Here is an 11,016-nt window from a genome sequence, read left to right on the forward strand (position 1 = left end):
CGGCCATAAGGCAGATCGAAAGCCGCGTATACCGCATAACCGAGGTCATCGGTCAGCCAGTGGAAGAGGGGTGCGGCGGGATCATCGGGGCCACCCGCCAGATCGGCATCGTGCCGCGCGCCGGCTTCGAACTGTATGAGCGGGCGGCAGCGGCGCAGCAGGGCCTCGCCCCCGCGCAGGGCGGGATATTCGTGGCCTTCCACGTCGATCTTGATGAAGTCGATGCGCGTATCGTCGCCCAGAATGTCATCCAGCCGCCGGGCGCGTACCCGCCGTTCGACCGTCCGCCCGCGGGAGGCGCGCCGGTCCAGCGCGCTGAAGCCCGGTTGGTCGAGGTTTTCGTGAAACGTCACCGCGCCCTCGGTATCTGACACCGCACATTCGATGACGGCCTTCGCTCCGAACCGGTCGCCCAGCATCTGCGCCTTGCCGGGGCTGGCCTCAATCATCCGGTGCTGGCCCCGGGTCAGCCGGTAATAGACCGAGCCGAGATGCGCCCCGATGTCGAGACAGTTCCAATCCGCCCCGATGCGGGCCTGCAGGACCGCGTTGACCATGGCGTCTTCGCGCGTCAGCAGGCCCAGTTCGGGGTTCCGCAAACTCCGCAGACCGCGCCACTGGTCGCGCAATGCCCCGGCCGCCCCACCCAGCGGCGAGGTTGCGATGCGATGCTTGAACCGCAGCGCGGAAAAGGTGCCGAATGCGGCGCTCTGGTCGGAAGGGGCAACGGTCTGGGTCATCGCGTAGATGCTCCTGATGCGCGGACGGCGGGTCCTGCAGGCCGGTCAGCCGCGGTCAATCGCTTCCTGCACGGCTTCGCCCAGTGTCGCGGGGCTGTCCGCCACCACGATACCGGCGCTGCGCATGGCTTCGATCTTGTCTTCGGCACCGCCTTTGCCACCGGCGACGATGGCGCCCGCATGGCCCATGCGGCGACCCGGAGGCGCCGTGCGGCCGGCAATGAAGCCCGCTGTCGGTTTCCAGCGGCCCTTCTTTTTTTCGTCGGCGAGGAATTGTGCCGCGTCCTCTTCGGCGGAGCCGCCGATTTCACCGATCATGATGATGCTTTGCGTCTCGTCATCGGCAAGGAACATTTCCAGCACGTCGATATGCTCGGTTCCCTTGATGGGGTCGCCGCCGATACCTACGGCAGAGGACTGGCCCAGCCCCATGTCGGTGGTCTGCTTGACCGCCTCGTAGGTCAGCGTGCCCGAGCGCGAAACCACCCCGCAGGACCCGCGCTTGTGGATATGGCCCGGCATGATGCCGATCTTGCAGGCGTCGGGCGTGATGACACCCGGGCAGTTCGGGCCGATCAGCCGTGACTTGCTCCCCTCCAGCGCGCGCTGCACGCGCATCATGTCGAGCACCGGAATGCCTTCGGTGATGCAGACGATCAGCTCCATTTCCGCGTCGATGGCTTCGAGGATCGAATCCGCCGCGAAGGGCGGCGGGACATAGATCACGGAGGCATTCGCCTCTGTCTTGGCCTTCGCCTCGTGGACGGAGTTGAACACCGGCAGGTCCAGATGGGTCTGGCCCCCTTTGCCCGGGGTCACGCCACCCACCATCTTCGTGCCGTAGGCGATGGCCTGTTCGGTGTGGAATGTCCCCTGTGAGCCGGTAAGGCCCTGGCAGATGACTTTGGTGTTTTCGTCGACGAGTACGGCCATTCGGTGGTTCCTTGGTTTTGAAGGCGATGGTCGGCGGCATCCTCATGCCGCCGTCGCGAGTAGTTGTCTTTCGTGTCGCGGTCGCGCGGCGGGCCGCCCGACCGGAAATAGTGTCAGTCGACGATCGGTTGTGCGCCTGTATAGACGTCACCCGGAACGCCGCAGTTCGTGCCGCCGAAGCCGTCGTAGCATGCCCCGCCGGTCACCACCGGGGCCGCGGCGACGGGCGCGGCGTAAACCGGCGCCTCGACGACGGGGGTGGCACCGACCGGCGCCGTGACGGTCGCTGCCGGTGCCGCCACGACGGGCGCGGAAACGAGGCTGCGCTGCGACAGGGCGGAGGCGCTGGGGTGCACCGCCTGCGGGCCATTGCGGACCGCCACGTCATAGCCATAGCCGCCGCAGGCCGCGATCGTTGCCGTCAGCCCGAGGCCGAGAACCGCCCTTGCGGCGCGTGTTTTCGTAGTGAGTGCAAAGTTCATCGTTCCACCCTTTCTCCGGTTGTGGTCATTCGCCCAGCCCCAGACCATCGTAGAGCCGGTCCACGGCCATGAAGGTTTCCTGCGTGGCATCATGGTTGCGGGTGCCAACGTGGACGACAGCGACCCGCCCGCGCAACAGTTCCCGGCCCTCGATCAGCGCGGTGCCCGGCTCTTCCGCGTGGGTGTCGGGCAGGGGGATCGCGTGACCGAATACCGGGGGTGTCGCCATCTGCTGGCGCAACGCGGCGATTGCGGCTTCGGTTTCATCACCGGGAAAGGCAACCTCGCACCGGCGTTCCACGCCGCGCGGGGCACCCTGCGGACGCGGCTCAAGGCTATCGTCCCAGAAAGTCAGCTGGAAAGGCAGCGGATCGCCTGCGGTTTCAGTCATGTTGGACCGGGCTTGCGCTTCGGTCTGGCCCGCCTTGAAGCACCATTGGTTGAACGCCTCGATCGCGGAAGCCGCCGGATCCGTGCCTGCGACAGCAGGGCCCGAAAGAAGGCCAACCGCCGTCAGGGTCAGGGCGGCCCGGCGTGGAAAGACGCCCTCAGAACAGGGCATCTTCATCCTCGACCAGTTCATCCAGCGCCCGCACAAGGATCAGCCCCGCGCCCATCACCAGAAGCGATCTTGCGATGGAGCCAGTCAGGTTGCCGGGCAGCACCCGGGCCAGCCCGTCGCGCGATTTACGCGCAACGCGGCGCAGGCCACGATCCCGCGATGTCCGTCCTTCGGTGCTGGGCAGTTCCAGCGCCTGCGGCTGCCACTGACGGATCAACAGCCCGATTCCGACGAGCGCGAGGCCCGCGATGATGGGGGAGGATTGAGGAGGAGGGTTTTGCATTAGCACATGCCCTTGTTATCGCGTGAACCGGAACGGCGGGGCACCGCGCCCACTGGCCGCGCCCGCATCCGCATCACCCCTTGACCGCCTTCACGATCTTCTGGGCACCATCTTTCAGATCGTCGGCGGCGATGACATCGAGGCCGGAGTTGTTGATGATCTCCTTGCCCTTTTCGACGTTGGTGCCTTCGAGGCGCACGACCAGCGGCACTTCGAGGCCGACTTCCTTCACGGCGGAAACCACGCCTTCCGCGATCACGTCACAGCGCATGATACCGCCGAAGATATTGACGAGGATCCCCTTCACCTGCGGGTCGGAGGTGATGATCTTGAAGGCTTCGGTTACCTTCTCCTTCGTCGCGCCACCGCCCACGTCGAGGAAGTTGGCCGGTTCCGCGCCATAAAGCTTGATGATGTCCATGGTCGCCATGGCGAGGCCCGCGCCGTTGACCATGCATCCGATTTCCCCGTCCAGCGCGATGTAGTTCAGATCGTACTTGGAGGCTTCCAGCTCCTTGGGGTCTTCTTCGGTGGTGTCGCGCAGATCGGCGATGTCGTTGTGGCGGTAAATCGCGTTGCCGTCGAAGCTGACCTTGGCGTCCAGCACCTTCAGGTCGCCGCTGTCGGTCACGATCAGGGGGTTGATCTCCAGCATCTCCATGTCCTTCTCGACGAAGGCTTTGTAGAGCAGGCCCATCAGGCCGACGCATTGCTTGATTTGCTTGCCTTCCAGCCCCAGCGCAAAGGCGATGCGGCGTCCGTGGAACGGCTGGTAGCCGGTGGCGGGATCAACGCTGAAGGACAGGATCTTGTCGGGGGTCGAGGCCGCGACCTCTTCGATGTCCATGCCGCCCTCGGTCGAGCAGACGAAGGAAATGCGGCTCGTCACGCGGTCCACCAGAAGGGCGAGGTAAAGCTCCGTCTCGATGCCGGAGCCGTCTTCGATGTAGATTCGGTTCACCTGTTTGCCGGCGGGGCCGGTCTGATGTGTCACCAGCGTGCGGCCCAGCATCTTGCGGGCCTCCTGCGCCGCTTCCTCCACCGATTTGGTCAGGCGCACGCCGCCCTTGTCGCCGGCATCGGCTTCCTTGAACTTGCCCTTGCCCCGGCCCCCGGCGTGGATCTGCGCTTTCACCACCCAAAGCGGTCCATCCATTTCGCCCGCCGCCGTCTTCGCGTCTTCGGCTTTCAGCACGACCCGGCCGTCTGACACGGGTGCGCCGTAGCTGCGCAGAAGGGCTTTGGCCTGGTATTCATGGATATTCATATGGAACGGTCCCGTCTTTGTTTGCGGTTCGGTCGCAAGATACGTTCATCTCACGTGGCTCGGAAACGACAATTTCCAAGTATTACTGGTTTGGCCAGTCAAAAGCGACATTTGTGATCACAGAAAAAATCGTGTGATCACAAGGTTCGCGAAATGGGTGTGGCACTGCGGGCCTCGGGCAGAATCGCTTTGATTCCAGCCTGTCGTATCCCGGTAAGGCCCGTGACGGGGCGTCAGCAGGGTATCAGCGCCCAATAGTCGAGGTCGAGCAACACCTCGGGCCGGTACTTGCCATCGTCGCCCCGCAGGTCGAACGGCGCGCCGCCCTTGGTCGCCACCAGCCGCAGGCGCAGGGCACCGACGCCGGGGGCGTCCGTCTCGGCCTTGTCCAGCACCTCGGACCATGCGCGGATCGTATCGCCCGCCAGACAGGGGTTCGCATGTGCCCCCCCGTTCAGCCCCACGATCATTTGCGCGTTCGCCAGACCGTTGAAACTGAGCGCGCGCGCCATGGAAATCACATGCCCCCCGTAGATAAGGCGGCTGCCGTCGGGCCGGGCGGAGGTGTCGAAATGCACCTTTGCCGTGTTCTGCCAAAGCCGCGTGGCGATCATATGCTCGGCTTCTTCGACCGTCACACCGTCCACGTGGTCGATGCGTTCGCCAGTCTCATAATCGCCCCACCGATGCGGCTCCCCCGCGAGGGGGAAATCGTACCGCGAGAAATCGAGGCCCTCGGGCACCACCAGATCCTTTGCCGACAGCGCATCGGGCAGTTCCGGCACCGTGGTCTCGGGCGCGGGGGCGTTCGCGTCGCGCTTGCGCACCATGACCCAGCGCACGTAGTCCAGCACCTCTTCGTCATTCTGGTTCAACCCGGTGGTCCTGACCCAGACGACCCCGGTCTTGCCATTGGAATTCTGCTTGAGGCCGATCACCTCCGATTGCGCGCGCAGCGTGTCCCCGGGCCAGACCGGCTTCAGCCAGCGCCCCTGCGCATAGCCGAGGTTGGCCACCGCGTTCAGCGATACGTCGGGCACCGTCTTGCCGAAAACCACGTGGAACGCCGCGAGGTCGTCGATGGGGCTGGCCTTCAGCCCGCAGGCCCGCCCGAACTGGTCCGACGAATAGAGCGCATGCCGCGCGGGGTAGAGCGCGTGATAGAGCGCCCGCTCACCCGCGCCGACTGTGCGCGGGACGGCATGGATGAGCGTTTCGCCCAGACGGTAGTCTTCGAAGAAGCGGCCCGCGTTGGTCTTGTCCATCACTGGGCCCCCAGTTTCATCGACGGATCATAGGTGCCTTCGACCTCCTTGGTGACGGCCTGACCGCAGCGCATGACGCCTGCCTTGTGGTCCCATGTCTGCGTGGGTGTGCCGTAAAGCTCCCATCCCTTGCTGAGGGCTTCGGTGACCTTGTGGCAAAAGGCGGATGTGTCGTCTTCGGACAGGAAACGGTAGATCTTCATGCGTGAACCTCGGCGATAGGGGGCGTCAGCCGGCGAAAGGATTGACGCCCAGCCAGATATGAATGGCGGTGATGATCACAAAGGTCACCACGGTGATGACGGCAAGCCGGATATAGGTGGCCCGGCCCGCGTGGGGCGGCGGCGTCCAGTCGGGCTCCGTGCGGTTGATCAGGATCACGCTGACCACGGCCCATGCCAACAATGACCCGAAGAGCACGATCGAGGCGAGATCGCCGTTCACCAGCAAATGGGCGGCGGCCCAGATTTTCACGGCGAGCAGCTGCGGATGCCTTGTGCGGTTGGCGGGCCATGCCTTGGCCCCCTTGGCCGCGCTGGAACCATAGACCCAGAGGGCAAGCACCATGGCGAGGTTGTTGATATGCACGAAGAACACGGGCGGCTGCCAGACCGGGATGAAATCGGCCCAGCGGTAGCCGATGATCATCAGTACGAGGCCGATCAGAACGCCGATGGCGATGAGGCCCTTGCCGCGTTTGTCCATGCGGGCGCGGGCGTCGGGTGCGATGAAGCGGAACCAATGCGCGCCGACCCAGAATAGCAGTCCGAGGATGAGAAGGGTCATGCGCTTAACCTTCCTTCAGGGCTTCGATGGCGTCGAGCTTGGCGAGGGTCTCGCGCGCCGTGGCCACATGCAGGTTTTCGACGATCCGCCCATCGACGACCGCGACGCTCTGACCGCTGGCCTGCACCGCTTCGAAGGCTTCGATCTGGCGCCGGGCAAGGTCCGCCTCCGCCTCGGAGGGGGAGAAGACCTCATTCGCGATGTCGAGTTGCGCGGGATGGATGAGCGTCTTGCCGTCAAAGCCCATGTCACGCCCCTGTTCGGATTCGGCGCGCAACCCGTCCTCATCCTTGAAGGCGTTATAGACACCGTCGACAATCGCGATCCCATGGGCCTTGGCGGCCAGAACGCAGAGGCCAAGCCCGGTGGCGAGCGGCGCACGATCCGGTCGGAAGCGCGTCTGCAGTTCCTTGGCCAGATCGTTCGTGCCCATGACCATCGCCTGCAACTGGCGGTGCGCGGCGATGGCGGCGGCGTTCAGCATCGCGCCGGGGGTTTCCATCATCGCCCAGAGCGGCAAATCGCCCACGATCTCCGCCAACGCTTCGAGATCGCCGGGATTGCCCACCTTGGGCAGCAGGATGGCATCTGGCGCCATGGCGGCGGCGGCACGGGCATCGTCCTCGCCCCATTCGGTATCGAGCCCGTTGATGCGGATGACCTTCAGCCGGTTGCCATACCCGCCTTCGCTGAGCGCGGCGGCCAGCGTGTCCCGGGCGGCGGTTTTCTCGTCCGGGGAAACGGCGTCCTCCAGATCGAAAATGATCGCATCGCAGGCAAGACCCCGCGCCTTGTCCAGCGCCCGGGGTTTCGAGCCGGGGATGTAGAGGACGGACCGCAGGGGGCGGGACAGGCTTGGCATCGGGCAAACTCCGGCAGGTGGAAACATTGTTGCGCGCAAAGGGGCATTTTTTTCCGATTAGTTCAAGGCTTTTTCTGCCGCAGTGCAGCGATAGCAGCCAGCGCGCGCTGCGTTAACCGAACCTTCAAGGCTGGGGCGCAGTCTTTGCCTGTCGTCCGATGCAGCAGTAGCAGGCGGGCGCCACGACGGGCCAAAGGCTTCGCGTTCAGATCTCCCGCGGGGCCTCGCCGAAACATCGAGGGAAGGGCAGAACCATGTGTCAGGCAACCAAGGTACTTCATCTCGCGGGGCTTACAGCCGCGGCAGCGGTCTTGCTGGCAATGACAACGGATGTGGCCGCCGCGCCCTCGGGGCGTAGCTGCGGCCCGCGCGATACGGTGGTCAGCCGCCTTGCGGAGGGCTACGGCGAAACGCGCCGTTCCGTGGGGCTGGCGACGGATCAATCGATGATCGAGGTTTTCGCCTCCTCCGACACGGGCAGTTGGACGATCACGGTCACGGAACCCGGGGGGCTGACCTGTCTTGTCGCCTCCGGGGGCGCGTTCGAGGATCTGGGGTATGACCTGCCCCTGCCGGGGATCGAGGTTTGATTTAAGAGGTCCCTGAGGGCTCCTTTTCCCTCAGGCTTTGCCTCGCCGGCCGTCCCGGAACCTTCTTTTAGACATACCAATTCAGTGAACTGGCCGCCCGGGATGCACGTTTTTCGCGAATCTGCAGGGGCCGTTTGCGGAACTCCGCTCACCCGCTCCCTGATCGTCACAGGGGCCGGGAACCGAATGACGCAATCGAGGTTATTCGGTCAGGAGAGTGAATACCGCTCGACAAGTAGGAGTTCTAATTATGAAACGTTTTCTCAGCACCACGGCCGTCCTTCTGACGATGTCCGGCGCGGCCTATGCCGACGCCCACACCAATGCTTTCGGCGCGGTGACATTTCAGGAAGGCGACTTTTTCGCATCTGACCTGATCGGCATGCGCATTTACAACTCGGAAACCGAGGTCGATGAAAACATGATGATCGCCGACGGTGGCGAGCAGGAATGGGACGACATCGGTGAAATCAACGACATCATCGTGAGCCAGGACGGCGAAGTGACCGCCGTGATCCTCGGCATCGGCGGTTTCCTCGGCATCGGCGAACGTGACGTGGCCATCGACATGGACAGCATCCGCATCGTCCGTGAGGAAGGTGATTCCAATGATCGTTTCCTCGTTGTGAGCACCTCGCAGGAAATGCTGGAGCAGGCACCCGAGTTCGAGCGTAACATGAACGCGGATGTGGACATGAACACCGACGCGAATGTCGACGCGAACGCCGATGCGACTGTGACCACGACCACCACGGCAGTGACCGACACGGCGGAAAATATCGAAGCCGAGACCGAGGAGATGGCCGCTGAAGTAGAGGCCGAAACCACGGAACTGGCGGCTGAAGCCGAAGCCGAGACCGAGCAGATGGCCGCCGAAGTAGAGGCCGAGACCGAGCAGATGGCGGCCGAGGCAGAAGCCGAGACCGAAGAGATGGCTGCCGAAGTGGAAGCCGAGGTTGAGGCCGACACCACGGTGGGAGGAACTGCTGCTACCGGTGGCGCGACCCTCACCACCGATATGGACCGCCCGCTGCTGACCCGCCCCCTGGTGGAGCGTGACGGCTACCAGGAGGTTGACGCCGCAATGGTACGCCAGATGACAGCTGACGATCTTGAAAACGCCCGCATCTACGGCGTGAACGATGAAGACATCGGTGAAATCGAAGAGCTGCTGGTGAATGACAACGGCGAGATCGACCGCGTGCTGATCGACGTCGGCGGCTTCCTCGGCATGGGCGAGCGCCGCGTGGCCGTGTCCTTCGAGGAACTGCAGGTTCTGCGCAACGCCGAAGGCAACGATGTACGCATCTACATCGACAGCACCGAAGAGGCGCTGGAATCGCTGCCCGAATATCAGGGCTGATACGCAGTCATCCAGATTGGGGGCCGTTCTTCGGAGCGGCCCTTTTTCTTTGCCTGCAGGGGCTTTGACCACGCCCGCGCAGGCAACTTGCAGCAGCTTGGACATTTCGGTATCCCCGCCCCGAAACAACTCTGTTGGAGATACCACCATGGCCAGACCCAAGATCGCGCTCATCGGCGCCGGGCAGATCGGCGGCACGCTTGCCCATCTCGCCGCGCTGAAGGAACTGGGCGACGTCGTCCTGTTCGACATTGCCGAGGGGATACCCGAGGGCAAGGCGCTCGACATCGCCGAATCCGGTCCCGCGGCCAAGTTCGATGCCCGGATGTCCGGCACGCAGGACTACGCGGATATCGCGGGCGCGGATGTCTGCATCGTGACCGCCGGGGTCGCCCGCAAGCCGGGGATGAGCCGTGATGACCTGCTGGGCATCAACCTCAAGGTCATGAAATCCGTGGGCGAGGGCATTGCCCAGCATGCGCCTGACGCTTTCGTCATCTGCATCACCAACCCGCTGGACGCGATGGTCTGGGCGCTGCGCGAATTCTCCGGCCTGCCGCATGAAAAGGTCTGCGGCATGGCGGGCGTGCTCGACAGCGCGCGGTTCCGCCACTTTCTCGCCAGCGAGTTCGACGTGTCCATGAAAGACGTCACCGCCTTCGTTCTGGGAGGCCATGGCGATACGATGGTGCCGCTGGTGCGCTATTCGACCGTTGCGGGCATCCCGCTGCCCGACCTCGTCAAAATGGGCTGGACCACGCAGGACAAGCTCGACGCCATCGTGCAGCGCACCCGTGACGGCGGGGCCGAAATCGTGGGCCTGCTGAAGACCGGTTCGGCCTTCTACGCACCCGCCACCTCGGCGATCGAAATGGCGGAAAGCTATCTGAAAGACCAAAAGCGCGTCCTGCCCTGCGCGGCCTATGTGGACGGGGCCTATGGCCTCAAGGGTTTCTACGTCGGCGTTCCCACGGTGATCGGGGCCGGTGGCGTGGAACGCATCGTCGAGATCAAGATGAACAAGGAAGAGCAGTCCATGTTCGACAATTCCGTGAACGCCGTGAAAGGCCTTGTCGAAGCCTGCAAGGGCATCGACGATTCGCTGAAGTAAACCGACCGCCTTGGGCGGGGTTCAGGGGCGTGCCGACCGGCGCGCCCCTTTTCGTTGCGCAGAACCCAAACCACGATGCCCCCTTCCAAAGGGCCCAAAATCCCGGGGTCCGGGGCTGGCCCCGGCCTGCGCCCCGCTGCACCCATTTCCGCGGCGATTGATTTGTCCGCCCTTCCACCCCAAACTGCTCCCATGATCAAAGGGAGCACGGCGATGGAACAGGAACTGGCCCGTATCGAAACGGCGCATAAGGTCGCCTGGATCACCCTCGCGCGGCCCGCGGCACGCAACAGCCTGTCGCTCGCGATGCTGGACCGGCTGCATCACGCCATCGAGACACTGGGGCGCGACGACCAGGTTCATGTCATCGTCATCGCGGCGGAGGGGCCTGCCTTTTGCGCGGGCCATGACCTCAAGGAACTGACCGCCGCGCGGGCGGAGGCGGATCGGGGTCGGGCCTTTTTCACCGAAACGATGGACCGCTGCGCAAGGCTGATGATGTCAATCGTGCAATGCCCCAAGCCCGTCATCGCGTCTGTGCAGGGCATTGCCACGGCGGCGGGCTGCCAGTTGGTGGCGACCTGCGATCTGGCGGTTGCGTCGGAGGAGGCCCGGTTCGCCACGCCGGGCGTCAATATCGGGCTTTTCTGTTCCACCCCCATGGTGGCCCTGTCACGCAACGTGTCGCGCAAACAGGCGATGAAAATGCTGCTGACCGGAGAGATGATCCCGGCCTCCGAGGCGCTGGCCCAGGGGCTAGTGTCCGATGTCG

At 64.2% G+C, this 11,016-nt stretch carries 14 protein-coding genes; 4 read left to right on the forward strand and 10 right to left on the reverse strand.

The features are described 5' to 3' along the window. From A3764_RS03650 to A3764_RS03695, 10 genes are all read right to left on the reverse strand, one after another. Nucleotides 1-740, reverse strand: a 740-nt coding sequence (locus A3764_RS03650) for an FkbM family methyltransferase (protein WP_067951211.1), incomplete at its 3' end; no start/stop codon positions are given. 45 nt (nt 741-785) lie between these two features. After that, on the reverse strand, nt 786-1,673 hold the full coding sequence (sucD, locus tag A3764_RS03655; RefSeq protein WP_067919286.1) for a succinate--CoA ligase subunit alpha: 888 nt from the start codon (nt 1,671-1,673) through the stop codon (nt 786-788). A 113-nt stretch (nt 1,674-1,786) separates the two neighbouring features. Next, nucleotides 1,787-2,155, reverse strand: a complete 369-nt coding sequence (locus tag A3764_RS25630; RefSeq protein WP_067919288.1) for a hypothetical protein — start codon at nt 2,153-2,155, stop codon at nt 1,787-1,789. Between the two features lie 25 nt (nt 2,156-2,180). Continuing rightward, the gene (locus tag A3764_RS03665; protein ID WP_082850880.1) at nt 2,181-2,717 is read right to left on the reverse strand and encodes a hypothetical protein; all 537 of its coding nucleotides are present in this window, start codon (nt 2,715-2,717) and stop codon (nt 2,181-2,183) included. Further along, a complete protein-coding gene (locus A3764_RS03670; protein ID WP_067919290.1) occupies nt 2,704-3,000 on the reverse strand; it encodes a hypothetical protein in 297 nt (98 codons plus the stop codon). Before A3764_RS03670 ends, A3764_RS03665 begins: the two co-directional genes overlap by 14 nt. Before the next feature lie 73 nt (nt 3,001-3,073). Further along, nucleotides 3,074-4,267, reverse strand: a complete 1,194-nt coding sequence (sucC, locus tag A3764_RS03675; protein ID WP_067919292.1) for an ADP-forming succinate--CoA ligase subunit beta — start codon at nt 4,265-4,267, stop codon at nt 3,074-3,076. Nucleotides 4,268-4,500: 233 nt separating this feature from the next. Continuing rightward, on the reverse strand, nt 4,501-5,532 hold the full coding sequence (locus A3764_RS03680; protein ID WP_067919294.1) for a MaoC family dehydratase: 1,032 nt from the start codon (nt 5,530-5,532) through the stop codon (nt 4,501-4,503). Continuing rightward, complete coding sequence (locus A3764_RS03685; protein ID WP_067919296.1) at nt 5,532-5,735, reverse strand: DUF1737 domain-containing protein; 204 nt, start codon at nt 5,733-5,735, stop codon at nt 5,532-5,534. Before A3764_RS03685 ends, A3764_RS03680 begins: the two co-directional genes overlap by 1 nt. 25 nt (nt 5,736-5,760) lie before the next feature. Next, complete coding sequence (locus A3764_RS03690; RefSeq protein ID WP_067919298.1) at nt 5,761-6,318, reverse strand: NnrU family protein; 558 nt, start codon at nt 6,316-6,318, stop codon at nt 5,761-5,763. Between the two features lie 4 nt (nt 6,319-6,322). Continuing rightward, nucleotides 6,323-7,180, reverse strand: a complete 858-nt coding sequence (locus tag A3764_RS03695) for an HpcH/HpaI aldolase/citrate lyase family protein (RefSeq protein WP_067919299.1) — start codon at nt 7,178-7,180, stop codon at nt 6,323-6,325. Between the two features lie 254 nt (nt 7,181-7,434). On the opposite strand from A3764_RS03695, the gene A3764_RS03700 reads away from it, so the two are divergent. The 4 genes from A3764_RS03700 to A3764_RS03715 form a co-directional block, all read left to right on the forward strand. Next, the gene (locus tag A3764_RS03700) at nt 7,435-7,770 is read left to right on the forward strand and encodes a hypothetical protein (protein WP_067919301.1); all 336 of its coding nucleotides are present in this window, start codon (nt 7,435-7,437) and stop codon (nt 7,768-7,770) included. A gap of 250 nt (nt 7,771-8,020) precedes the next feature. After that, nucleotides 8,021-9,133, forward strand: a complete 1,113-nt coding sequence (locus A3764_RS03705; RefSeq protein ID WP_067919303.1) for a PRC-barrel domain-containing protein — start codon at nt 8,021-8,023, stop codon at nt 9,131-9,133. A 148-nt stretch (nt 9,134-9,281) separates the two neighbouring features. Further along, nucleotides 9,282-10,244, forward strand: a complete 963-nt coding sequence (gene mdh / locus A3764_RS03710; protein WP_067919305.1) for a malate dehydrogenase — start codon at nt 9,282-9,284, stop codon at nt 10,242-10,244. Nucleotides 10,245-10,457: 213 nt separating this feature from the next. Beyond that, nucleotides 10,458-11,016 (forward strand): enoyl-CoA hydratase-related protein (locus A3764_RS03715; protein WP_201722396.1); only part of this gene is annotated, 559 nt, incomplete at its 3' end.

The sequence above is a fragment of the Sulfitobacter sp. HI0129 genome, assembly GCF_001635395.1.
Classification (GTDB): domain Bacteria; phylum Pseudomonadota; class Alphaproteobacteria; order Rhodobacterales; family Rhodobacteraceae; genus Sulfitobacter.

Bases quoted from the DNA above. Each gene is read 5' to 3' on its own strand.
- A3764_RS03680 (WP_067919294.1), bottom strand. From the start codon at position 5,532: ATGGACAAGACCAACGCGGGCCGCTTCTTCGAAGACTACCGTCTGGGC.
- sucC (WP_067919292.1), bottom strand. From the start codon at position 4,267: ATGAATATCCATGAATACCAGGCCAAAGCCCTTCTGCGCAGCTACGGC.
- A3764_RS03665 (WP_082850880.1), bottom strand. From the start codon at position 2,717: ATGCCCTGTTCTGAGGGCGTCTTTCCACGCCGGGCCGCCCTGACCCTG.
- mdh (WP_067919305.1), top strand. From the start codon at position 9,282: ATGGCCAGACCCAAGATCGCGCTCATCGGCGCCGGGCAGATCGGCGGC.
- A3764_RS03700 (WP_067919301.1), top strand. From the start codon at position 7,435: ATGTGTCAGGCAACCAAGGTACTTCATCTCGCGGGGCTTACAGCCGCG.
- A3764_RS25630 (WP_067919288.1), bottom strand. From the start codon at position 2,155: ATGAACTTTGCACTCACTACGAAAACACGCGCCGCAAGGGCGGTTCTC.
- A3764_RS03705 (WP_067919303.1), top strand. From the start codon at position 8,021: ATGAAACGTTTTCTCAGCACCACGGCCGTCCTTCTGACGATGTCCGGC.
- A3764_RS03685 (WP_067919296.1), bottom strand. From the start codon at position 5,735: ATGAAGATCTACCGTTTCCTGTCCGAAGACGACACATCCGCCTTTTGC.
- A3764_RS03690 (WP_067919298.1), bottom strand. From the start codon at position 6,318: ATGACCCTTCTCATCCTCGGACTGCTATTCTGGGTCGGCGCGCATTGG.
- sucD (WP_067919286.1), bottom strand. From the start codon at position 1,673: ATGGCCGTACTCGTCGACGAAAACACCAAAGTCATCTGCCAGGGCCTT.
- A3764_RS03695 (WP_067919299.1), bottom strand. From the start codon at position 7,180: ATGCCAAGCCTGTCCCGCCCCCTGCGGTCCGTCCTCTACATCCCCGGC.
- A3764_RS03670 (WP_067919290.1), bottom strand. From the start codon at position 3,000: ATGCAAAACCCTCCTCCTCAATCCTCCCCCATCATCGCGGGCCTCGCG.